This is a genomic window from Mucilaginibacter sp. UYNi724 (assembly GCF_054057495.1).
The window spans coordinates 61,412-85,977 of the sequence record NZ_JBSRZI010000011.1; the positions used below are offsets into that span (position 1 = coordinate 61,412).

Genomic DNA, 24,566 nt, shown 5'->3' on the forward strand with positions numbered 1-24,566 from the left:
GTAAGTAGAGGGGTGAAGCTATAAATAAGTTTTAAAAAAAGCAAGTTTTTTAATTAGATATATAATGCATCACGCACATCAAACACGTTCCCAATTCTTAAAACTCAAGTTCCAGCAATACGGGACAATGGTCTGAATGTTTTGCCTCTGGCAGTATAGCGCAGCGTTTAATATTATCTTCAAGTTCCTTACTTGCCATGGCATAGTCAATACGCCAGCCAAGGTTTTTGCTACGTGCACCCGAGCGGAAACTCCACCAGGTATAATTATGCGGCTCTTTGTTACAATGCCGGAAAGTATCTACAAAGCCCGACTCTACAAAATTCTCCATCCATTCGCGCTCTTCGGGTAAAAAGCCTGATGAGTTGGCGTTTGATTTTGGGTTATGAATATCAATAGGTTTATGGCAAATGTTGTAATCGCCGCAGATAACTAAATTTGGATGCTCTACCTTTAAAAGGATAAGATATTTACCAAACTCCTCCAGGAAACGGTATTTGAAGATCTGGCGCTCATCGCCGCTTGATCCGGAAGGGAAATAGGCGCTCATTACTGATACTTCATCGAAATCAACCCTGATGCAACGGCCTTCGCGGTCAAAATCGTGGATGCCACATCCGTACTCTATGTGGTTTGGGGTTGTTTTGCTGAATATCGCAGTGCCACTGTAGCCTTTCTTTTCGGCAGGGAACCAGTAGTGGTTGTAGCCTAATGCATCAACAAGGCCAAGCTCTTTAATTACATCTGGCGTGGCCTTAATTTCCTGTAAGCATATCACATCAGCGTCGGTGGCTTGTAACCATGCCAACCAATCTTTACTTATAGCCGAACGAATGCCGTTAACATTATAGGTAATTATCTTCATTTTACTTTGGGCCATAGCAGTTTGTCCATCTGTTTACACTCTTTTTTGCTAAGTAGTTCCACGGTCATGGGTATATTAGTGTCCGGCCTGTCGTTGCCATCTTTTTTAACAGCGGCTATCTGGTCAACCATATCAATACTTGTAACCACTTCGCCATAAACGGTATAATTTTGATCGAGATGTGGCACGCCACCTACGGTGGTATAAATATCGCGCTGCCAGGTTGGGATCTTACGCCCTTTTAAACGGGTCATTTCTAATGTATCAAGCTTACCGTTCGTCCAGCGTTTGCCCTCTACAATATAAAACTGGCAGGCGCTTGACGCTTTTTTAGGGTTGTCATCACGCGCAGCGGCCAATACGCCTCGTTTATGAAATAAGCTATCGCGAAACTCTGCGGGCACCGTGTACTTTAAATCCCCGTTGCCCAGTTCGGCGCCGGCTTTGTTTTTCGCGGTATCGCGCGAGTCCGGGTCGCCGCCCTGGATCATAAAGTTTTGTATCACCCTGTGGAAAAATGTCCCATTATAAAAGCCCTGCTTGGTAAGCTTTATAAAATTATCGCGGTGGAGCGGCGTTTGGTTATATAGGCGGATTATAACGTTGCCATACGTTGTTTTAATACGAACGTACTGGTTTTTGGGCGGTTTGGCAAAAGCTATACTTATAGTAAGCAGTAATAAACAAATGGTAAATATTTTTTTCATATCGTTCAGTTATCCTATTAAAAAATCCATTCCATTTCCGATTCAAAATAGTCGATTATAAGCGATTTTATCAGCATCTCTTGCTCTAATATCGTGTAGTTGGGAACAACTTTCACCAGTTTCCAGTGCGGCCAGCCATCTTGATCAAGCCCCTCCAATTCATAAAAACCCATTTTGCTAAACAGCTTGCAGTTGGCAATATGCATTAGTTCTTCCTTTTGCCTTTTACTGAATTTTTTAGCGCCCTGCCCCAGTTCCTGAACACCTATCAAAAACATCACTACTTTAATGTCGGGTTTTTCATTGTCGAATTCTGTTGCAATTTTGTCTTGCAATGCGGCCCATTTTAAATTTATCTCAGCAGGTTTCATAAGGGCAAATATACTGATGTAGCACGGTTATCAGCATTTATCCTTGTGCTCAATTAACAACATTGTTACGTACTTAAAATATGATTAGAATTTTATTAACTACTTTTGCGTTGTATTGCTAAATGCATAGCTTGTTTTGAAAAAAAGCACTTACCATATTTTTTGCGCATGGGCGCTGATGCTCTGTTTCATAACAGGGCAGTATATGGTATTTGCCCACCAGCACAACATCATAAAAACATTACACGCAAAAAACTGCACTGATTGCCATAACACCTCAAAGCAGGACATTAAAGAAAAATGCCAGCTTTGCGATAGTATGCACCATACTTACATGGAGCTGCCCGGCAATAACCAATACGCGTCATTTACCCCTTCAAATCATACCTTCATTACTTTTGAGTATGATTTTAAAAGCATTGCCCTTGTATTATCGCAAGGCCGTGCGCCCCCTGTAGTTTCATAATACTACCTATCTTTTCAACGCCGCGTCATGTGGCATTTTATCGTATTTCTTTAATTTATTATTATGAAACTTAAGCTTATATATTGCTTTATATTTTTATTCGTTCAGTTGTCTGCATTTGCAGATGTTATAGACTTCAAGGGTAAAGTTGTTGATTCCAAAACCAACGAGCCGTTGATTGGCGCCACTGTGAATATTCCCGATCTTCGCCTTTCTGTGGCCACCAACAACAATGGCGAATTCTCATTCAAATCGATCCCGGCCAAAGGCCGTTTTGTAGTGCAGGTACAATATCTTAGCTACAAAACGCTGACCCAAACCGTAGATTTTTCATCTGCTGCACCAATGGTCTTTGCTCTGCAACCAAGTGTAATAGAATCTCACGAGGTGGTGATCACCGGCACCCCCATTACATCAGGTAGCCGCAGTAACAGCACATCGGCATCGGTAGTTACCAAAGAGCAGTTGCAGGGTTCATCAACAAACTTAATTGATGCGTTAGCCAGGCAGGTGCCGGGTGTAAGCCAGATAACAACCAGCCAGGCCATCTCAAAACCCGTTATTCGTGGTTTGAGCTACAACCGAGTAGTTACCTTAAATGACGGTGTTAAACAGCAAGGCCAGCAATGGGGCGATGAGCACGGTATAGAAATGGACCAGTTTGCTGCCGGCCGTGTAGAGGTGCTGCGTGGTGCTGCATCATTACAATATGGCTCTGATGCATTGGGGGGTGTTATCAACGTGATTGACCCGCCGACGCCCTCAGAAGGCAACATTGCAGGCGAGGTTTTAACCAACTATTCCACTAATAACGGTCTTAGCAATACATCTGTAATGTTAAGCGGTAACGAGAATGGCTTTGTGTGGAGGGGCCGCGGCACTTACCAAAATGCTTATTCATTTAATACACCTGCGGGCCGGTACATCAACAGTGGTTTTAACCAAACCAATGTTAGCGGTATGTTAGGGCTTAATAAATCTTGGGGCTACTCGCACTTAAACTTCTCATACTTTAAAGATAACATCGGCTTTTACGATGCAGAACCTGGCGACCCTTTGTATAACGACAATAAAAGCCGCACATTAGATTACCCCCGCCAGGACATCCGCCACTATAAATTAGCGCTTAATAATAACTTCCAGTTCGGTGGCAGCTCGTTAAAGTTAGACCTTGGGTACCAGAAAAACCAGCGCCGCGAATTGGAGGACAATCCAACGCCAAACCTGTTCTTCGATATGAATACTTATTCGTTAGATGCTAAGTATTACCTGCCCGAGCTTAACGGATGGCACCCGGTTGTTGGTTTAAGCAGTAGCCTAAGCCATAGTGTTAACCTTGGCGAGGAACTATTGATCCCGGCTTACGATGAGTACAGCACGGGCGCGTTCGTTTATGCTAAAAAAGTATGGGGACAAAACACGTTTAGCGCAGGTGCCCGTTTCGATTATATTAAAAACAAAGGCAAAGCCCAAAATGACGACGCCGGCAACCCTATATTTGTTGGATTTGATAATAAATTCTCTAACGTGAGTGCAGCCCTGGGTTACACCCATATTTTTAACGATGTGCTAAGCTTTAAGGCTAATGCCGGTTCTGCTTTCCGTGCGCCAAACCCTGCTGAGTTGGGTAGCAACGGGGTACACGAAGGTACAAGCCGATACGAAATTGGTGATGCTAACCTGAATCCGGAGAAGAGTTACCAGGCAGATGCTACCTTAGAATATGGATCGGGCTTCGTTACCGGTAGCTTTGGGGTCTACGAAAATTACATCCACAATTTTATTTATGCATCAAATACCAACAAAGAACAAACTACGGTAGTTGACCCGGCTACAGGCTTACCGAGGCAATTTGATACTTATCGCTACGGGCAGGTGAATGCTAACCTATATGGTTTTGAAGGTAACTTAACGTTGCACCCGGTATCATTCATCCACTTCGAAAATACTTTTAGCTACACCGAAGCAAAAAACACCACGTTCGACAGGCCTTTGCCGTTGATACCTGCCGGCACATTGCATAATACCCTTCGTTTTGAACCCAAAGTTAAAGGCATTAAGGATTTTTACTTTTACGCGGGTATAGACAACTTTTTTAAACAGAACCGTGTTGACGCCACCTTCGAAACGCCAACAGATGGCTACACCTTACTTAACGCAGGTGTAGGCGCTACGTTTAATATTGGTAAGCAGCCTTTGAAACTTTTTGTATCGGGCACCAACCTTACCAATAAAGCATATTACGATGCCCTTAGCCGCTTAAGGCCGGGCCGCTACAGCCAGGAGGACCCAACTTACGGGGTTTACAACATGGGCCGTAACATAACCTTTGGGGTTTATATACCTTTTGGAACCAATAAATAGTATAGTTAGTTTAGTTAGTTAGAAAGAGAGCCCCGGAGTAGTTACCGGGGCTTTCGCTTTTTATATGATCGGGTTGATCCCTAAAATTTCCAGGTCGCGCTTTAGCTTTTCTGGGGAGGTGAAGAGCAGGGATTTGATACCCAGTTTTTCTGCCGCTAAAACATTGCGGAGGTTATCGTCAATAAACAGAGCGTTTTTAGCTTTTACGTGATACCTGTCTAATAATATCTTATAAAAAGCAGGTGTGGGCTTGCGCATTTTTTCGGTGCCCGATACAACGATGCCGTCAAACCAATTCAGGAAGTCAAACCGTTCTAAAGCAATGGGGAAAGTCTCGGCCGACCAATTAGTAAGGGCATAAATTTTATAATTGCCGCTATCTTTAAGTTGTTTAAAAATCTCGACCGAGCCTTCAATGGCATCGCCAAGCATCTCGTTCCACCGGCCATAAAACGCGCGAATATATTCCTCATGATGAGGGTGTTGGGCAACCAGCAATTCGGTTCCTTCATGCAAGGAGCGGCCCGCATCTTGCTCTTCATTCCAGTCAGGCGTGGTAATGTTCGCCAGGAAATCTTTCATCTCCTGCTCGTTGGCAAATAAGTTACGATAAAGATAATGCGGGCTCCAGTCGATAAGCACCGCCCCAAGGTCGAATATGATGGTATTAATCATTTCTTAGCAGCATTCTGTTTTTCAAATTTCAGTTTGAGCTTTTCCTTATTGTCTTTCTCAGTTAACTTATAATCGCTCACCACCGAATCCTTACTCAAGTAAAGTACAAGCGTTTTAGCGTAAACCGTATCAATACCATCCATCTTACGGACGATCTCGTATTCAAATTTCTTTTCGGCAATACCGGTACGTTGTGGGTATTTAAGCAACCCTAAAGCTTGTTTAAAGGTAAGCCCTTTTAGTTTATGCGTAGCCAGTAGATCATCAACCATGCCGTTACGCTTAGGGAAGGTAATACCATCTCCATCGTTCCAGCCTTCTGTGGTAAACTTCTCTTTTTTTATATCGCAACCTGATAACGCCGCCATAAATGTAACTACCGTTAGGGCCTTTAAAAACACACTTTTGAACATGGCAATATTGCTAAACATTATTTAGCAAATATCCTTTAAATTCTTCAAAGCTTGTACCTAAACTTGTTGCGTGATGCGCTTTTTTCGCCAAGGCGCTTACCTGTTCAGGGATTTCAATTTTATTTGCAATTTCAGGCGTAAATACATCCGGGAATTTACACGGATGCGCCGTCGCTAAAAATACGCCGGCAGTATCTTTAACACTGTGATCTTGCTGGTAGGCTTTTAAAGCTTTCCAGGCAATAGCAGTATGCGGGCAGGCCACATAATTGTATTCCTGGTATATTGCCTCTATTGACTGCAATGTTTCTTCATCACTATAGGTATAGCCCATTATCAGTTTTTTCAGGGCCTCGGGGTCCTCTTTAAATAAGTCGGCTATGCGCACCCAGTTGCTTGGGTTGCCCACATCCATTGCGTTTGATAATGTTGCTACAGATGGCTTAGGTTGATAAACGCCTGTTTTTAAAAATGCAGGTACTGTATCATTGGCATTGGTAGCCGCTATGAATTGCGCTACAGGTAAACCCATTTTCCAGGCTAATAAACCAGCGCCAATGTTGCCAAAATTGCCGCTTGGTACCGCGAATACAACATTGCTTATACCCTCGCGAAGCAATTGCGCGTAGGCATTGAAGTAGTAAAATGTTTGCGGGATAAGGCGGGCTATGTTGATAGAGTTTGCCGAGGTAAGGCGGAATTTCTCATTCAATTCCTTATCAGCAAAAGCCTGTTTAACCAAGGCCTGGCAATCATCAAATGTACCGTCAATTTCCAGCGCACGGATGTTTTGCCCGTTCGTGGTCAACTGCAATTCCTGGATCTGGCTTACCTTGCCTTTGGGATAAAGGATGGTAACCCTTGTATTGGGCACACCTAAAAAGCCAAGTGCAACTGCGCCGCCCGTATCGCCGGATGTGGCAACCAGTACATCCAGCTGCTTTTCGCCTTCTTCTAAAAAAAAGCTCATTACCCGGCTCATAAAGCGCGCGCCAAAATCCTTAAACGCCAATGAAGGGCCGTGGAATAGCTCTAAAACGTAAACATTCGCCTCTAACTTTACCACAGGTGCGTAAAAGTTAATGGCATCATGGACAATAGCCTTCAAGTCATCCGCAGGAATATCGTCACCCAAAAAGTTTTGTGCAACGTGGAACGCAATCTCCGGCAGGGTATATTGATCAAGATTATTTAAAAATTTATCATCAAGCCTTGGTATCTCAACCGGCATGTATAAGCCTTTATCCTGCGGCATACTGTTAAAAACCGCCTCTTTGAATCCAACCCTTAGGTTTGTATTATTAGTGCTGTAGAATTTCATTTAAGCCCCCTCTAAATCTCCCCCGAAAGGGGAGACTTTAATTTTATGTGTTAATATTGTATTGATGTATTCCCGCTTTTCTAATAAGCCCTCCCTTTCGGGGAGGGTTTGGGTGGAACTATCCCAATACCTGTGGCCCGGCATCATTTATGGTTGACACGTAGCCGTTAGAGCCTATTTTGATACTTGTTAAATGCTTTTGTAGTTTAGCGGTGATGCGTTTAGCCGTTTCCTCATCGCGGGTAAAGGCAAATACCGAAGGGCCCGAGCCCGAGATACCGAAGCTTACCGCGCCCAATTCCATGGCCATTTCTCGCATTTCGTAAAAATCGGGGATAAGCATGCTGCGCACAGGCTCTACCAAAACGTCTTTCATGCTGCGGCCTATAAGGTCAATATCTTCCATAAATAAACCGCTTACCAAACCTGCAATATTTCCCCACTGGGTTACGGCATCTTTCATCTGGATGTTTTTGCGGATGATCTGCCTGGCTTCTCTTGTAGGTACATCCACATCGGGGAATACAATGGCACACCATAGATCTTTAGGATGAGGCAAACGCACTACATCCAATGGCTCATAGCTACGGATCAATACAAAACCACCCAGCAAAGCAGGTGCAACGTTATCCGCGTGGCCATGCCCGCATGCCATCTCTTCGCCTTTCATGGCAAAAGGCAGCAAGGTTGATGGATCGGTATCATCGCCCATTAATGTTTTAATTGCAAATAGCCCAGCAACGGTACTGGCCGAGCTTGACCCCAAGCCGCTGCCTATCGGCATTTTTTTGTGAAGTTCGATGTTCAGGCCAATATCCATCCTATCGATACTGCGTAGGTAATGTTCTACGCTTACGCTCACCGTATTTTTTGCCGGGTTAAGCGGCAGCCGGCCATCGTCGCCGGTAATTTTACTAATGGTGATGCCGGGTTTATCGGTGATTCTCATAATTACCTCATCGCCGGGTTCATTCACCGCGAAGCCCAGCACATCAAACCCACAAACCACATTGGCAACCGTAGCCGGGGCAAAGACGTGGATGCTATCCAATGCGTTTTTACCCGCCTTAGCTGGTTTTTTTAAATCTTGTATATCGTTACTCATATTAGTGCTATTCATTAACACACCCCTGCCCCTCTCAAGAGGGGAACCCGATGCTCTGTTCTTTTTTATCTTGTCTCTTGATTCTAAAAATCTTGCCCCTCTTTAATTCGCCCCTACATTTATCAGGTCGGCAAACACGCCTGCTGCGGTTACTTCAGCACCTGCGCCGGGGCCTTTTACAACCAATGGGCGGTCTTTATACCTATCAGTGGTGAATGATATAACGTTATCACTTCCACTCAGCATGTAAAACGGGTGGCTTTCGTCAACACTTTGCAGGGTGATGGACGCCTTGCCGTTTTCCAGATTGCCTATGTAGCGCAATACTTTTTTGTCTTTTTCGGCTTGTTGTTTCAAATTGGTAAAGAAGGCATCTTCGGCTTTGAGCGCGTCGTAAAAAGCTTCAACAGTTTGCGCTTCCAGGCAGGCCTTTGGCAATACGCTTTCTATCTGTACATCGGCTTCTTCCATTTCGTGGCCTGCGTCGCGGGCAAGGATCAATATCTTGCGCATAAAATCTTTACCACTCAAATCGTCACGAGGATCGGGTTCGGTATAACCTTTTTCTTGCGCTGCTTTCACCACATCGTGAAAGTTGGCATCCCCCTTAAAATGATTAAAGATGAAAGATATAGTTCCTGACAGGATAGCCTCTATCCTTTGAATACGATCGCCGCTGCTCATCAAATCTTTTAAGGTACGGATGATGGGCAGGCCTGCACCCACATTGGTTTCGTAAAAGAAATCTACACCGTGCCTGCGTGCGGTATCCCTGAAAGTTTTGTATTGCGCAAACGATGCGGAGTTGCCTATTTTATTACAGGTTACTACTGATACGTTGGCTTTAAAAACATCCTTGTAGAAAGCGATAGGTGCGGGGCTGGCGGTGTTATCGATAAACACGCAGTTCGGCAAGTTCATTTCCTTTATTTTGGCTATGAAGCCTGCTAAGTCAGCGGCGTTTTCTGAAGCCTGCAGATCGTCCTGCCAAGTATCTAAAGACAAACCATCGGCATTAAAAACCATTTTACGGGTATTGCTGATGCCTACTATTTTTACCTGGATGCCGTTGTTCTTTTGTAAAAAATCTTTATGCGCATTTAGTTGGTTAAACAACGTTTTACCGATATTGCCTGTGCCTAAGCAGAACGCATGCAGCGTTTTGGTTAATTCGATAAAGAAGGCATCGTGCACGGCATTTAAAGCCTTAGCTAAGTCATGTGCAGAGATGATCACCGAGATATTATACTCTGAAGAGCCCTGTGCAATTGCCCTTACGTTTACACCATTACGGCCAAGCGCATGGAACAACTTCCCGCTCATGCCGGGGGTTTGCTTCATATTTTCACCCACCACAGCCAATATGGCCTGGTCTTTTTCTACCACCAGAGGTTCCAGTTTATTGGCCAATAATTCCAGTTCAAATTCCTGTTCTATTAAAAGCTTGGCTTTATCAACCTCGTTTGGCTGCACGGCAAAGGTAATGCTGTGTTCTGATGATGACTGGGTGATGAGGATGATGTTGATCTGTTCCCGCGCAAGCAACGAAAATAACCTGCCGCTAAAACCCGATTTACCCACCATGCCGCTACCCTCTAAATTAAGGATGCTGATGTTGTTAATAGACGAGATGCCCTTGATAGGTAAGGTAGACGCTTTACAATCGTGGCGGATAACCGTACCTGCAAAAGCCGGTTCAAAAGTATTTTTGATCACGATCGGGATCTTTTTTAAAAACGCCGGGATCATGGTTGGCGGATAGATCACCTTTGCGCCAAAGTAACTTAACTCCATTGCTTCGGTATAAGTAAGTTCCTCTAACGGGAAAGCTTTTTGCACCATGCGCGGGTCGGCGGTCATCATGCCGTTAACATCCGTCCAGATTTGGATCTCTTCTGCATTTAATGCCGAACCTAATATTGCCGCGGTATAATCGCTGCCGCCACGGCCAAGGGTGGTTATTTGCCCGGCGTCATTTCCTGCGATAAAGCCGGTTACGATGAGCAGCTTATCGCTGTTTTCGCGGTAAAACGTTTTGATAAGCAAGTCGGTTAGCTCGCTGTTTACTTTGGCGTTGCCAAAGGCGCTGTCGGTTTTTATTAGGTCCGACGTGTCAACAAACAGCACATCCTTAAAGTGCTGGGCGGCAATTTTGCTCACCATTAATGATGAACAACGTTCGCCAAAGCTCAATATCTGGTCGCGGGTTTTGGGAGTGAGTTCTCGCAAGGTAAGCACGCCCTGCAGCAATTCCTCTAACTGGTTAAAGTGAATTTTTAAGCGTGTATATGCAGGGTTTTGGTTTTGTACGTCAAGCAAGGCCTTAACAGCATCAAAATGGCGTTTCTCTAACTCAGCTAATTGCGCGGTAAATTCTTTGCCATTGGCAGCATCCTCGGCCATTGATACCAGCAGATTGGTTACCCCGCCCATGGCAGATAATACCACGACAGGGCGGTTGCCTGGCTTATCCTCATCCTTTAAAATTTCCAGTAAAGTTTTGATGCTGTTTACCGAACCTACCGACGTGCCGCCGAACTTTAGAATTTTCATTTTGTGATAAAATAAAAAAGCCTTCCTCTTTGCGGAGGAAGGCTTTCATTTGGTTTTGTTTATGTTTTTACACCATACGATTATCTTCCTCCGAAATATATCCCGGTGGTAATAATTGTTGTAATGGTGGTGTTGTTAATTCTCATATATATTATGTTGGTAAAGTAAGTAGATTTTATTTTAATAACCAAATCTAAAGTTGTTTTATTTTTTCAAACCCTTTAAATCTTCCTAAATTGCGGCCGTATGCAGGGACTGATAACAAAATCAACCGGGAGCTGGTACCAGGTACGATCTGGCGACGAAACTATCGACTGCCGGATTAAAGGTAAGTTCCGGATCAAGGGAATAACTACCACCAACCCATTAGCGGTTGGCGACGTGGTTGATTTTGATATGGAGCCCGAGCAAGGCACAGGCGTGATAACCAATTTACATCAGCGTAAAAACTATATCATCCGCAAGTCCATCAACCTTTCCAAGCAGGCGCAGATCATAGCCGCAAACCTTGATAGGGCTTTATTGGTGGTAACCCTTGCATCGCCCCGTACATCGCTTGGCTTTATCGACCGCTTTTTGGTTACTGCCGAAGCTTACGATATCCCCGCCTGTTTGATATTTAACAAGCTGGATCTGTTTAGCGAAGAAGGTTTAGAGATCCTTGCCGATTACCAGGCCATCTACGAGAATATCGGCTATCCCTGTTATTCTGTTTCGGCTTTAGAGGGTACGAACATCGACCATGTGCAGGAACTGTTGAAAGATAAGGTAACGCTTTTCTCGGGCCATTCAGGGGTAGGTAAATCCAGCCTTATAAACCGATTGCTGCCTGATCTCGACTTGCGTACCCACATGGTATCTGAATGGAGCGACAAGGGGATGCACACCACTACTTTTGCCGAGATGTTTGAACTGCCGCAAGGCGGATCCATCATTGATACGCCCGGCATTCGCGAACTGGGCGTTATCGATATAGAAAAAGAAGTGCTAAGCCATTTCTTCCCGGAGATGCGCAAACGGATGAACCAATGCCGTTTCAATAATTGCCGACACATCAACGAGCCCGGCTGCGCGGTGCTACAAGCGTTGGAAGACGGCGATATCTCGTTATCCCGATATGATAGTTACTTGAGTATTTATAATGGTAATGACACAAGGGCTTAAGAAGAAGCAAGATTTTTAGAGTCAAGAATCAAGACTGAAAATAACAACTTATAAAGGGGTCTTGAATCTTATGTCTTGGCTTCCTGAATCTATAAAAAACATGCGTGCAGTAATACAACGGGTTTCGGAAGCATCATGCAAGGTCAATGGCAACATTACGGGGCGAATTGGTATAGGATTTTTGGTACTGGTCGGTATTGAAGATGCCGATAACGATGAAGATCTGCATTGGCTTGCCCAAAAGATAACAGGGCTGCGCGTGTTTGGCGACGAAAACGGACTGATGAATAAAGCCCTTGCCGACGTTAATGGCGAGATCCTGCTTATCTCTCAATTTACCTTATTCGCACAAACCAAAAAGGGTAACCGCCCGTCGTTTCTGCGTGCGGCAAGGCCTGATAAGGCTACCCCGATGTATGAGCAAATGATAAAAACGCTGGAAACTATTACCGGCAAAAAAATAGCTACCGGTGTTTTTGGGGCAGATATGAAAGTTAGCCTGGTGAACGATGGCCCTGTCACGATTACAATTGATACAAAGGTGAAGGAGTAAGGCGCGTACACTTATGATTTTACTCACCCCGTCCCGATATCTATCGGGAACGCTTCGCTGGTCTATCGTCTGTGCTGACCAAAGAGGGTGAAAACTTTTGTCTTTTACTCCCTCTCCTTCGGAGAGGCCCGGGGAGAGGCTAACAAAAAAGGCCGGAGCTATCGCCCCGGCCTTCTACATAATACTTAATTATAAATTATTGAACCTCAAAAACATTGCTGAAGCTACCACCATCCGGGTAGTATCCGGTGATGATAAGGCGGCCATTTTTTAGGTTGGTAATCACTTTATCCATATCGGCAACACTGCCTATAGGCTGCTTGTTGATGGACGTGATTACCGACCCTACAGGGATCTCGGTGTCATCAAAAATACCACCTGCGCGTACCTGGGTTACTACAACACCTGTACTTACATGGAATTTGGTTTTCTGCGCGGCATTTAACGGCTGGAAACTTGCGCCCAATTTGTTGAACAACTCAGCGGCCGATTTAGAAACTGCTGCGGTTTTATTTATAGGTGCATCTGCTTTAAGCGTAATGTTAAAGTTCTTTTCTACACCTGCACGTAAAACGGTGATATTTATCTTGTCGCCCGGCTGTAAACGTGCAACACGCTCTTGTAAGTCAGATGACTCGTAAACTGCGTTGCCTTCAACTTTGGTGATGATATCGCCTGTTTTAACACCTGCTTGCTCGGCACCGCCACCTGTTACCAGGCTGTTTACATAAAGGCCGTTTGTTTTATCGCTGTTAACTTGTTTCGCAGCTTCCGGATCGCTAAGGTCGGCAAAGCCGATGCCTACATAACCACGTTTAACGGTGCCGTATTTTTTAATATCGTTCAACACCTTTTTAGCCAGGTTGATAGGAATAGCAAAACCATAACCCTCGTACGAACCCGTGTGCGATGCGATAGCCGCGTTAATACCGATAAGCTCACCGGCAGTGTTTACCAATGCGCCCCCGCTGTTACCGGGGTTGATGGCAGCATCTGTTTGGATGAACGATTCGATACCTTTTCTAAGCGTAGGGTTATCCTGTTGCCTAACCGGGTATGGGCTGTCTTCGTCATCTTCGCGGCCAATAATGTTGATGCTCCTGCCTTTCGCGCTTACGATACCTGCTGTAACGGTCGAGTTAAGTTTGAAAGGGTTACCAACAGCTAATACCCATTCGCCAACACGCACCGCATCCGAGTTACCTAATTTTACTATTGGCAGGTTATTGCCTTCAATTTTTATCAGGGCAAGGTCTGTGTTAGGGTCGGTACCAATCACTTTAGCGTCAAAGCTACGGTGATCGTTAGTAACGATGGTAATTTTCTCGGCCTTTGCAACCACGTGGTTGTTGGTTACAATATAACCATCGGGAGAGATGATTACACCAGAACCAGATGCCATCTGCGGGCCTTGCGGGCGCATACGCTGGCCAAACATCTGCCCAAACATTTGCTCCAACTGGTCTTGCTGGCCCCCGCCTTCGGCTTTAGTTGAATACGTTGTACGGATGTAAACTACCGCTGGCGTTACATCGGCCGCGGCCTGTGTAAAATCTACCGAACCCGCCGATGAGGTGACCGGGGCGTTTGAACGGTTGCTGGCAAAGTAAACTTTTTGTTTGTCCTCTAAAGTCATGCTGTCGGCATACTTGTTTTCTACAAGCTTGTACACGCCTAACGCCATGGCACCACCCACAAAGGCGGTTAATAATGTTAAACCAATTTTTTTCATATTATTATTTACTTTTCTTTTGCTTTTTTAATACTGAGACTCAAATTTAATACCATATAGACGATATAATCAATAATAAGGTATATGTAATTTTGTTAAAAATTGTTAAATTAAGAGTAGCATCGGGCTATATTTGTTACGTAAAGTTATACTTTGATATTTAACGACCAATATAAGCAAGCATTGTGCAAATAAACTTTTATAAATACCAGGGGGCCGGCAACGATTTTGTACTGATTGATAATCGTGACAGCGTACTTAAAAGTATTGATAAACAAGCGGTTGCAACACTCTGCGACAGGCGTTTCGGTATTGGCGGTGATGGCCTGATGCTGCTGGAGAACGAACCGGGGTTTGATTTTAAAATGGTTTATTACAATGCCGACGGTAACGAAGGCAGCATGTGCGGTAATGGCGGCCGCTGTATCGTGGCTTTTGCCAAACACCTGGGGGTAATTACCGATACGACAAAATTTCTGGCTACGGACGGTGTGCACCATGCCAAAATTTCAGCTGAAGGTAATTGGGTTAGCCTGCAAATGATTGATGTTGCCGAGATAAAAAAAGACGGCGATGCTTATGTTTTAAATACAGGATCGCCCCACTATGTAAAATTAGCCACCAACCTGGAGGTTAAAGATGTGTACAACGAAGGGTACGCCATCCGCAATAACCCCACCTACAAACAAGAAGGCATCAACGTAAACTTTGTTGAGAAAAAAGACGAGGGCTACTTTGTACGCACCTTTGAGCGCGGTGTAGAAAATGAAACCTACGCCTGCGGTACCGGCGTAACAGCGGTGGCACTGGCCATGGCCAAACACGAACATCAAACGGGTTCGGTAACCACTCCCATAAAAGTTTTAGGCGGCGATCTTAACATCCGCTTTGATTACGACGGCGAAAAATTCAGCAACATATTCTTAGAAGGCCCCGCCGAGTTGGTTTTTGAGGGGGTGATAGCGCTTTAGTTATTCTCAACCAATCACTATTCAGCCCGTTAACTACGCTCTCAAAAAAATGACGCCTTAAAATTTTAGAGTGTCATTTTTTTACATTACGTTTGAATTTTTTCTCAGCGTAGATTGTATTAATTTTTTACTTATAAAAGTTAATGTTACGCGTAGACAGCACCAAGCCCTGCCAAATAATTTATGCCATTGCCCGGCACGATTACCTGTCGTACGTGATAGAGCCGCACATTGTTCAGTTGAACCCCAACGGCGAATTTTCTTTTACCCACCAGCGTTTATTCTCGAATACTGCAGAGGAGTTTACCCATTGCATTGATGATACGGACCGTAAACTGATTAAAATACTGGAGGATATTGAGCAGGGGAACGTTATTAAAAAATACTACAAGAAGCCCATTCGGCCGTTCGAGTTTTTTGCCAAGATCTTTACCGATCAGCTTTTTGATACCATCCGCCCAAAAATTGAAAAGAAATTGGTTGAGGCATTGGCCTTATTAGGTAGCTGCAACAAGCAAATTTACCTGATGAGCAAGGAGGGCTACCCTGCTGGCCGCCAAGTACATATAGCAGATGAACCGGCATCGGTGCTGTTCCATTTTAGGAGAAATGACGAGGAGATCCGCTATTTCCCAACCATCAAATACCAGGGCATGCGCATCGAATTTATGTTTAAAGATGCCGAGGTGATTTGTAACCACCCCGCCTGGATGCTGCTGGACGATACCCTTTACTATTTTGATAAGGAGATAGAGGGTAAAAAACTCCAGCCCTTTCTTAATAAACGTTTTATATCTATACCTAAATCATCAGAACAATCATACTTTGAAAAGTTTGTTGCCCCGCTAATAGAAAAGCATAATGTGTACGCCGAAGGTTTTACTATAAATACCGAAAAGTATGATGCAACTGCTTTCTTGAAACCTATCTACGTAGAAGGCGGCGCATCGCAATTACAGCTTTATTTTAAATATGCCGGCTATATTTTTCCCTATGGGGATGGCAGGACTATATCTGTAAGGATGGAAAAAACGGGCGACGATTACCTGTTTCATCGCATCAAACGGTCGGTTACCTGGGAAAAGGGAAAGCTTTCGATCTTAGAGGGGATGGGGTTAAAAACGGTATCGTCGCTATTCCAAAACTTAGAAGTAGCTAATCACCACGACGAGGGTGACCGATCGTTCCCTGTGTTTGAATGGCTGAACCAGCACCATGATGAACTCCTCGAAAAGGGTTTTGAAATAGAACAGCCCGACGGGCGAAAGCGCTACGTGTTTGGCAATACCAAGATAGACCTGGAGATAAGCGAAAATAACGACTGGTTTGACATTAATGCCGTGGTATATTTCGGCCCGTACCGCATCCCCTTCATCCAATTAAAAAACCATATTCTTAACCATAAAAAAGAATTTACACTCCCATCGGGTGAGATAGCCGTTATTCCCGAAAGTTGGTTTTCGCAATACGGCAATCTGCTGCACTTTAGCGAGGGTGGCGATGAATTAAAACTCCGCAGGCACCACATAGGGTTAGTAAACGAGTTAAGCGACGGCGAAATGGCCCAGGTTGCCATGAACCGCAAACTGCAAAAACTTACCGATTTTGAAGAAACGGAAGATATGCCCATGCCGGTAAATTTTGCGGGTAGCTTACGGCCCTATCAAAAGGCAGGCTATAACTGGTTCCACTTTTTAAAAGAGTACCATTTTGGCGGTTGCCTTGCCGATGATATGGGCCTTGGTAAAACCATCCAAACCCTTGCCCTGCTACAAAAGCACAAGGAGGACACAGAGAATACCGGTAGCAAAGCAACATCGCTGGTTATTATGCCTACCTCACTAATCTATAACTGGCTTAATGAAGCTAAGAAATTTGCTCCACAATTGAGGCTGATGGTGCATACCGGCGCGTTCCGTTACAAATCGGCAGAGGTATTTGCCAATTACGATGTGGTGATTACCACTTATGGCATCAGCCGGATAGATATCGAGATGTTTAAGGCTTACTTTTTCGATTATGTGATATTGGATGAGAGCCAGAACATCAAAAATCCGGCGTCAAAATCTTTCCAGTCGGTAAGGCAGTTAAAATCAAGGTTTAAGCTGATCCTGAGCGGTACACCGGTAGAAAATTCGGTTAATGACCTGTGGACGCAGATGTCGTTCATCAACCCGGGCTTGTTGGGTTCGCAACAATTCTTTCAAAACGAGTTTGTGACGCCGATAGAGAAAAAGAAGGACGAGGATAAAGCCCGTAAGCTACAGGCTATAATCAAACCATTTGTATTGCGCCGTACCAAGGAGCAGGTGGCAACCGAGTTGCCGCCAAAAACCGAAACCTTGCTGTATTGCCAGATGAGCGAGGAGCAGGCCGAGGTGTACGATAAAGTGAAATCAGAATACCGGAACGAGTTACTTCGCAGCATTGAGGATGGCACTTATGCCAAAACACAGATCCAGGTATTGCAGGGCCTGATAAAACTACGCCAGATAGCCAACCACCCATCCATGATAGATGCGGATTACGAAGGCGACAGCGGCAAATTTGAGAACGTTACGCATACCCTAACCAGCGTATTAAACGGCGGCCACAAGGTGTTGGTGTTCTCACAATTTGTAAAGCAATTGACCATCTACCGGAACCACTTTGATAAGGAAGGCATCCCCTATGTTTACCTGGATGGCAGCACGCAGAACCGAGGCGACGTAGTAAAACAGTTCCAGGAGGAAAAAAAAACAAGGGTGTTCCTGATCTCGATAAAAGCCGGCGGCGTGGGCCTAAACCTAACTGAAGCCGACTATGTTTTCATCCTCGACCCATGGTGGAACCCGGCGGTAGAGCAGCAAGCTATTGACCGCACGCATCGCATTGGCCAAACCAAAAATGTATTCATCTATAAATTCATCACCAAAGATTCCGTAGAAGAAAAGATCCTTGCCTTGCAACAGCGCAAGCTAAGCCTGTCTCGCGCGTTGATCACCACCGAGGACAGTTTTATCAAATCGCTTACCGCGGATGATATTAAGGAGATACTGGGGTAGAATTTACGTCAATTTCTGCGCTTCGTTTGGGCAAATGTTCACGTTCACGTTGGTGAACACAGGCAACACTTTATAAACAACTGATTATGAGGTTGTCTGAAATTTAATTAACTGACAAAATAGTGCCACCACTTCATGTTTAAATAATACTATAATTCTCTCCCTGCTATCGCGCAAGCCAATACTGCTTTCCCAATGTAGGTAATAAAACTATGCGCAAACAAAAAAGGCTGATGTTTCATCAGCCTTAATCATATTTAATTATTTTTTTCCTATCCTGTAAAGTTTCCCGCTATCGGTTAAACCGTAAAGGGCACCGTCTTTACCGGTTACCAGGGCACGCCAGCGTTCGTTTTTATCTTTTAGCAAACGTTCCTCGCCTACAACTTTATTGGCGCGGATAACCAGCCTTGCAATATGCTGGCCGCTTAAGCCCCCAACAAACAGGTTGTTCTTCCATTCAGCAATGTTGCCGGTGTAAAAGGTGATGCCGCCCGGCGAGATAGTTGGGTCCCAGTAATAAACAGGTTGGGTAACACCATCCTTTTGCTGGATGCCGTCGCCTACTTTTTCGCCACTATATTCTATCCCGTAAGTAACCACGGGCCAGCCGTAATTGCGGCCGGGTTTAATAATGTTGATTTCATCACCTCCGCGTGGGCCAAATTCTGATTCCCATAATTCGCCGGTTACAGGGTTCCAGGCCAAACCATCCGGGTTGCGGATTCCGTATGCATAAACCTCCGGTAAAGCGTTTGCCTTCCCCGCAAAAGGGCCGCCTGCAACAGCTTTGCCCGCTTTGGTAATGTGGATGATCTTGCCGATCCCAGCGCTAAGGTCCTGTGCTTTCATGCGGATGTCGTTACCACTACGTTCGCCGGTGCTTACAAACAGGTTTCCTTGTTTATCAAACACAATGCGGCAGCCATACTGCAAGCCTCCTTTATAAGCAGGCGTAGCACGGTAGATAACCTCTACGCTCTCAAGCGTGGTTTCATTAGCCGATAGCTTGCCTTTGGCAATAGCCAATACGCCGCCATTGTCGGTGGGTTCGGCATAGCCCCAGTAGACCATATGGTTAGTGGTAAATGCCGGGTCAATAGTAACATCAAGCAACCCGCCCTGCCCTTTAAACAGCACCGCCGGGAAGCCTGTTATTTGCTTATCAAATCCGCCGCCTGCTTTTAGTATGCGCATAGTACCACCTTTTTCGGTCACTAAAAAGCGCCCATCCGGCAATACGTGGATGCCCCATGGATTTTTTAAGGTGCTGTTAATAACAGTAGCCGTATAAGGCGTTTTGGTTTTTATACCGCCTATACGTGTTTGTCCTTTAAAGGCTGGTTTGTAGGTAGTATTTGGGTTTTGCGTTTCTACGGGCGCAAGCGTGGTATCGCGTTTTGCAATATCAGCAGCATAGCTAACAGATACCACAGCGGACAAACCCATAGCTAACAAGGTTTTTTTATAATATATTATCATAAATAAATAGTTTTAAGGATATTACCACATTAAACCCCATTTGGTTTTAATGGCATACGTTCGTAACAGATAAAATACCTATTAGGGGCTAAGCCCTGCAATATATAAAATCATTTGTTAGATGATCATTCACAAACAAAACCTCCCGGCATTTTGTATTAACACAATATTATTACAAATTAAAAGCATGGTCAAAATTAGTGTCCACTACTCCCGCATATAGCTTACTTTTTGTAACATTGCACAAAGTTTAATATTGACAACCGCAGCCAAAAAAATATTCTCGTACGTCATTAAGGCAACTATCATTGTTTTAGCATTCTTGTTTATATACAACAAGTTTTTAGGAAAAAATGACAGCCTTAAACAGTTTGAGGAATTAATATCTGTAATTAATCGCAACCAGGTTATATATACCTTATTAGCAGTTATATTACTAATGGTTATCAACTGGTTTTTGGAGAGTTTAAAATGGCAGTACCTTGCAAAAAAGTTAACCAACATATCAATTTGGGTTGCTATCGAAGCTGTATTTTGTGGGCTCACCTGGGCTATTTTTACCCCTAATCGTATTGGCGAATACGGTGGCCGGGTAATGTTTCTCCCAAATCGTAAACGCGTACATGGGGTATTTGCTATGGCCGTTGGCGCATTCGCCCAAAATGTGATCACTAACCTGGTAGGGGTAACAGCCTCATTATGGTTCATCTATTATTTTCTGGATATTAACATATGGCTTTATTTAACACTTTTGGCCTTGTCTATCGTGTTTTTGGGCTTTTTTTTGGTGTTTTATTTTAACATTAATTGGTTGGTAAGCCTGCTCGGCAGGATAAAGTTCCTTAAAAAGTATCACCGCTTTTTTGAGATCATAGGCCGCTATAACGTAAATGAGCTTTTAGTAGTTATCGGCTACAGCCTTGCCCGGTTCTTTGTATTCTCTTACCAATATTATCTCATTATTCATTTGCTGTTACCAACTATCCCGTTTGTAGAGATGATGCTAACCGTATTTGTTTTCCTGTTCGTACAATCGGCCATACCATCGCTTGATCTTTTAGACATCGGCGTACGTAGTTTTACGGCGATGCACCTGTTTTTATATATAACCAACCAGCAAATAGCTATAATTGCAGCGGTATCGTGTATTTGGTTAATAAACCTCATTATCCCTGCCATTATAGGTTCAGTATTTGTTTTTAAAATGAAGTTTTTTGATCGCACTGTATAGTACTATTTCGCTTATGCTAACTGGTTTATACCTATTAGTTGTTTCGTATCTCATAAAAGGGTGGGCTGCTTTAAAACGCCCGGCCATTAACACATCTGGTTTTATAACCAGGGTTACTATCCTTATAGCGGCGCGAGATGAAGCCGAACGAATTCGCTTCACAATTGATGATATCATCGCGCAGGATTATCCTAAAGAACTCACCGAAATTATAATTGTTGACGATCACTCTACCGACGATACTGCAAACATCATCCGTAGCTATGCTGCGCAGGGCGTAAAGCTATTACAACTGAAAGAAGACAAACCGCTAAACTCCTACAAGAAAAAAGCCATAGCAGAAGCCATTGCCCTATCGAAAGGCGATTTAATGGTTTGTACAGATGCCGATTGCAGAATGGGGTCAAAATGGCTGTCGTCAATCATAGGTTATTACGAAACTTATCACCCGGTAATGATATCATCGCCGGTAACCTATTTTGAGGAAAAAAGCTTATTCGAGCGTTTGCAAACGCTCGAATTCTCTTACCTGATAGGCATTGGCGCAGCGTTTATTGGTAATGGCCGTGCATCTACTTGCAACGGCGCTAACTTTGCTTACCGCAAAGATGTATTTTATGAGGTAGGTGGTTTTAAAGGTATTGATGACCTTGCATCGGGTGATGATGAGTTACTATTACAAAAAGTTGCCGAAGTTTATCCTTACAAAATAGGTTTTTTTAAAAACAATGATGCGGTAGTATTTACCCATGCCAAACATACCCTGCAGGAATTTTTACAGCAACGCCGCCGTTGGGCATCAAAATCGACCCGGTATAAAGATAAAAAGGTGGTAGCGCTAGCGGTTTGTATCTGGTTATTTAACCTTTCCTTACTCGTAAATGCTGGTTTAAGTTTTAATAGCCTGGTTTATCTTAAACTTTTTACAATTCAATTTCTGTTAAAATATTTGATAGAATTGGTTTTTCTGTTGCCAATAACCGCTTTTTTAAAACGGACAAATTTGGTTAGCCTCCTTATATTATTAGGGCCTATCCACATCATTTACTTTGTATATGTTGGCCTTATAGGCAACACCCGTAAGTATGCCTGGAAAGGCCGCATTGTTAAATAGAGATTAACATTTTTTAATCTCTTAAAAAAACCTTTGCAGCATCCATTAAAAAAGGAATATTTCGCTATTTTAGGCTGCCTTAACTGATAAATGCAAAATAACAACGATAGCACCGGCGAAGACGAACTGATCAGGCTACTGCTTAAAAGGCAGTCGGAATTGAATTCCCTTTTGGAAGTGACCAGGGCTATAAATAAGAACACCCCAACCCCAACATTAATTCAAATGCTGGAGGTTATCCTAAAAAACTATCTACAGATAGGTAAGTTCCGTTTTCTTATAGAAAAAGAAGGTGCTTACAGCTGTATATCTAAATATGGCGGTGATATCGAATCTGCCGTTACCCTTAACCATACCTGGGCTCATTTAAGCAAAATTAAAGCCCCTGCAGAACTTAGCAGCCATCCGGATAAGATATTGAGCAGGTACAATTATTTTATCCCTATATACCATAAAAATAAAGCGCTTGCATTCGCGCTGATAGGGGATTTCAACACTTCCGGCGATATGTTGAACAATGATCTTAATTTTATCCAGACATTGATCAATGTAATTGTAGTGGCGTTGGAGAATAAAAAGCTATTTCGTGAGCGCTTACAAGCCGAACGTTTCCAGCGCGAAATGGAATTGGCTGTAGAAGTACAAAATATGCTTATCCCGCTAAGAGAGCACAAAGAAGAAGGCGTAGAGGTTGGTGCACGATACCTGCCACACCAGGATATAGGCGGCGATTATTTTGATTTTTTCCGTATTAACGAAGCTGAATTTTTATGGTGCGTTGCCGATGTATCAGGCAAGGGAATATCTGCTGCTTTACTTATGGCAAACTTCCAGGCAAGCCTGCACGGTTTAGCCGCTATTGAAGAAGACCTTACCACGGTTGTAGAACGCTTAAATAAAATTGTTATCCGCAATACTAAAGGCGAACGTTTCATAACCTTATTTTTAGCAAAGTATAACGAGCGTACCCGTAAGCTTAACTATATTAATGCCGGCCATAACCCAACCATCGTATACTCGGAAGGTGAGGTTGTTCCTTTAAAATTAGGCACAACTATGATAGGCGCGTTTGATGAACTACCCTTCCTGAATGAGGGCGAGATTGACCTTGAACCTGGTAGCCTAATATTTAACTACACTGATGGCTTAATGGATTATGAATCACAAAATTCAAAGGTATGGAGCGAAGAAAAACTCCTTGAATTTGTAATAGCTAATGGTGAACTTACTCCTGACGAATTTAACGAAGCCTTAATGAAACACATTAATCAGGTTGTTAAAGGCAAACCTATTGATGATATTACTTTACTTACCTTAAGAATATCGTAGCTGGCTTCTAACAGAGTCAATAATTTTATTTGAACCGATTATAATCCTAAACTTGCTGAGATCTCCAGCATCCTCTCAATAGGTTTAACAGCCTTTTCTATAATATGCTTAGGTACTTCAATCTCCGGCATTTCATTTTTTAAACACAGGTAAAGTTTCTCCAGTGTATTGCGTTTCATGTGCGGGCAATCGTTGCAGGCACAGGTGTTATTTGGCGGCGCCGGTATAAAGTTTTTATCCGGGTTATCCTTTTGCATTTGATGCAAAATACCTGCTTCAGTAGCTACAATAAAATCTTTATCAGGGCTGTTGGTGGCGTATTTTAATATCCCGGTAGTAGATCCTATATAATCTGCCATCTGCAATATAATTTCCTCACATTCAGGATGTGCCAGTATTTTTGCGTTTGGATAGCGCTCCTTAAGCCTGGTTAACTTTTCACGGCTAAATATCTCGTGTACCATACAAGCGCCATTCCAAAGTACCAAATCCCGGCCTGTTTTTTTAGCTACCCAGGCACCCAAATTCCTGTCGGGCCCAAAAATTATTTTCTGGTCTATTGGCAAGCTTTCTACTATCTGCACCGCATTGCTGGATGTACAAACGATATCGCTTAGCGCCTTCAGTTCTGCAGTACAGTTAACGTAGGTTATCACCAAATGGTCGGGATAATTCTCTTTAAATTTTTTAAAAAGGTGCGGCGGGCAGCTGTCGGCCAGTGAGCATCCTGCCTTTAAATCCGGTAAAAGTACTTTCTTATTTGGTGATAATATTTTTGCTGTTTCGGCCATGAAGTGTACACCGGCAAAAACAATAATGTCTGCATCTGTTTTGGCGGCTTGTTGAGATAGGCCCAGGCTGTCGCCAATATAATCGGCAATATCCTGAATATCTCCTTCCTGGTAATAGTGGGCCAGTATAACGGCATTTTTCTCTTTTTTAAGTTTTTCTATTTCGGCGAAAAGGTCAAGGGACGGATCGATGTGTTCGTCTACAAAACCTTTCACTTTTATTTCTTCGAAGATATCCATTCCACAAATCAATTAATAATAACTCTTTTTATATATATAAATAAACCTATTGTTATTAAGGTGTTAGTTATGTGC

The 24,566-nt window shown here is 43.6% G+C and carries 20 protein-coding genes; 9 read left to right on the forward strand and 11 right to left on the reverse strand.

Features of this window, described 5'->3' with window-relative positions; genetic code table 11:
- Window positions 1-97: 97 nt before the first annotated feature.
- From ACVW0P_RS15905 to ACVW0P_RS15915, 3 genes are read right to left on the reverse strand one after another with little or no spacing between them, the layout of a single operon-like run.
- Window positions 98-865, reverse strand: a complete 768-nt coding sequence (locus ACVW0P_RS15905; RefSeq protein WP_457133049.1) for an exodeoxyribonuclease III — start codon at window positions 863-865, stop codon at window positions 98-100.
- Entirely contained in the window at window positions 862-1,572 is a 711-nt protein-coding gene (locus tag ACVW0P_RS15910; RefSeq protein WP_457132972.1) for a peptidylprolyl isomerase, read from the reverse strand. The genes ACVW0P_RS15905 and ACVW0P_RS15910 overlap by 4 nt, the downstream gene beginning before the upstream one ends.
- A gap of 17 nt (window positions 1,573-1,589) precedes the next feature.
- Window positions 1,590-1,943 carry a hypothetical protein gene (locus ACVW0P_RS15915; RefSeq protein ID WP_354427047.1) on the reverse strand — a complete coding sequence of 118 codons (354 nt, stop codon included), beginning with the start codon at window positions 1,941-1,943 and terminating at the stop codon, window positions 1,590-1,592.
- A gap of 136 nt (window positions 1,944-2,079) precedes the next feature.
- On the opposite strand from ACVW0P_RS15915, the gene ACVW0P_RS15920 reads away from it, so the two are divergent.
- Both ACVW0P_RS15920 and ACVW0P_RS15925 read left to right on the forward strand, forming a co-directional pair.
- Entirely contained in the window at window positions 2,080-2,409 is a 330-nt protein-coding gene (locus tag ACVW0P_RS15920; protein ID WP_457132973.1) for a hypothetical protein, read from the forward strand.
- A 63-nt stretch (window positions 2,410-2,472) separates the two neighbouring features.
- Window positions 2,473-4,773 carry a TonB-dependent receptor gene (locus ACVW0P_RS15925; protein WP_457132974.1) on the forward strand — a complete coding sequence of 767 codons (2,301 nt, stop codon included), beginning with the start codon at window positions 2,473-2,475 and terminating at the stop codon, window positions 4,771-4,773.
- Window positions 4,774-4,833: 60 nt separating this feature from the next.
- Here ACVW0P_RS15925 and ACVW0P_RS15930 read toward each other — a convergent pair whose 3' ends face one another.
- From ACVW0P_RS15930 to thrA, 5 genes are all read right to left on the reverse strand, one after another.
- Window positions 4,834-5,448: an HAD family hydrolase gene (locus tag ACVW0P_RS15930; protein ID WP_457132975.1), complete on the reverse strand. Its 615-nt coding sequence runs from the start codon at window positions 5,446-5,448 to the stop codon at window positions 4,834-4,836.
- Entirely contained in the window at window positions 5,445-5,879 is a 435-nt protein-coding gene (locus ACVW0P_RS15935) for a hypothetical protein (protein ID WP_457132976.1), read from the reverse strand. The genes ACVW0P_RS15930 and ACVW0P_RS15935 overlap by 4 nt, the downstream gene beginning before the upstream one ends.
- Window positions 5,872-7,182, reverse strand: coding sequence for a threonine synthase (gene thrC / locus ACVW0P_RS15940; RefSeq protein ID WP_457132977.1), 1,311 nt, complete (start codon window positions 7,180-7,182; stop codon window positions 5,872-5,874). Before thrC ends, ACVW0P_RS15935 begins: the two co-directional genes overlap by 8 nt.
- A gap of 118 nt (window positions 7,183-7,300) precedes the next feature.
- On the reverse strand, window positions 7,301-8,287 hold the full coding sequence (locus tag ACVW0P_RS15945; RefSeq protein WP_457132978.1) for a homoserine kinase: 987 nt from the start codon (window positions 8,285-8,287) through the stop codon (window positions 7,301-7,303).
- Between the two features lie 102 nt (window positions 8,288-8,389).
- Window positions 8,390-10,840: a bifunctional aspartate kinase/homoserine dehydrogenase I gene (gene thrA / locus ACVW0P_RS15950; RefSeq protein ID WP_457132979.1), complete on the reverse strand. Its 2,451-nt coding sequence runs from the start codon at window positions 10,838-10,840 to the stop codon at window positions 8,390-8,392.
- Between the two features lie 246 nt (window positions 10,841-11,086).
- On the opposite strand from thrA, the gene rsgA reads away from it, so the two are divergent.
- Both rsgA and dtd read left to right on the forward strand, forming a co-directional pair.
- Entirely contained in the window at window positions 11,087-12,004 is a 918-nt protein-coding gene (gene rsgA / locus ACVW0P_RS15955) for a ribosome small subunit-dependent GTPase A (protein ID WP_457132980.1), read from the forward strand.
- A gap of 100 nt (window positions 12,005-12,104) precedes the next feature.
- The gene (gene dtd / locus ACVW0P_RS15960) at window positions 12,105-12,557 is read left to right on the forward strand and encodes a D-aminoacyl-tRNA deacylase (RefSeq protein ID WP_457132981.1); all 453 of its coding nucleotides are present in this window, start codon (window positions 12,105-12,107) and stop codon (window positions 12,555-12,557) included.
- 196 nt (window positions 12,558-12,753) lie between these two features.
- On the opposite strand, the gene ACVW0P_RS15965 is transcribed toward dtd, so the two are convergent.
- The gene (locus ACVW0P_RS15965) at window positions 12,754-14,289 is read right to left on the reverse strand and encodes a Do family serine endopeptidase (protein ID WP_354427035.1); all 1,536 of its coding nucleotides are present in this window, start codon (window positions 14,287-14,289) and stop codon (window positions 12,754-12,756) included.
- 185 nt (window positions 14,290-14,474) lie between these two features.
- On the opposite strand from ACVW0P_RS15965, the gene dapF reads away from it, so the two are divergent.
- The gene (gene dapF, locus ACVW0P_RS15970) at window positions 14,475-15,260 is read left to right on the forward strand and encodes a diaminopimelate epimerase (RefSeq protein ID WP_457132982.1); all 786 of its coding nucleotides are present in this window, start codon (window positions 14,475-14,477) and stop codon (window positions 15,258-15,260) included.
- A 143-nt stretch (window positions 15,261-15,403) separates the two neighbouring features.
- A complete protein-coding gene (locus tag ACVW0P_RS15975) occupies window positions 15,404-18,304 on the forward strand; it encodes a DEAD/DEAH box helicase (RefSeq protein ID WP_457132983.1) in 2,901 nt (966 codons plus the stop codon).
- A gap of 261 nt (window positions 18,305-18,565) precedes the next feature.
- On the opposite strand, the gene ACVW0P_RS15980 is transcribed toward ACVW0P_RS15975, so the two are convergent.
- Window positions 18,566-19,786 (reverse strand): PQQ-dependent sugar dehydrogenase, encoded by a 1,221-nt coding sequence (locus ACVW0P_RS15980; protein WP_354427032.1) that lies wholly within the window; start codon window positions 19,784-19,786, stop codon window positions 18,566-18,568.
- A gap of 256 nt (window positions 19,787-20,042) precedes the next feature.
- On the opposite strand from ACVW0P_RS15980, the gene ACVW0P_RS15985 reads away from it, so the two are divergent.
- From ACVW0P_RS15985 to ACVW0P_RS15995, 3 genes are all read left to right on the forward strand, one after another.
- Entirely contained in the window at window positions 20,043-21,017 is a 975-nt protein-coding gene (locus tag ACVW0P_RS15985; RefSeq protein WP_354427031.1) for a lysylphosphatidylglycerol synthase domain-containing protein, read from the forward strand.
- A gap of 13 nt (window positions 21,018-21,030) precedes the next feature.
- Window positions 21,031-22,131, forward strand: a complete 1,101-nt coding sequence (locus tag ACVW0P_RS15990) for a glycosyltransferase family 2 protein (protein ID WP_354427030.1) — start codon at window positions 21,031-21,033, stop codon at window positions 22,129-22,131.
- 90 nt (window positions 22,132-22,221) lie between these two features.
- A complete protein-coding gene (locus tag ACVW0P_RS15995; protein WP_354427029.1) occupies window positions 22,222-23,460 on the forward strand; it encodes a PP2C family protein-serine/threonine phosphatase in 1,239 nt (412 codons plus the stop codon).
- Window positions 23,461-23,498: 38 nt separating this feature from the next.
- On the opposite strand, the gene nadA is transcribed toward ACVW0P_RS15995, so the two are convergent.
- Window positions 23,499-24,491: a quinolinate synthase NadA gene (gene nadA, locus ACVW0P_RS16000; RefSeq protein ID WP_354427028.1), complete on the reverse strand. Its 993-nt coding sequence runs from the start codon at window positions 24,489-24,491 to the stop codon at window positions 23,499-23,501.
- Between the last annotated feature and the right edge of the window lie 75 nt (window positions 24,492-24,566).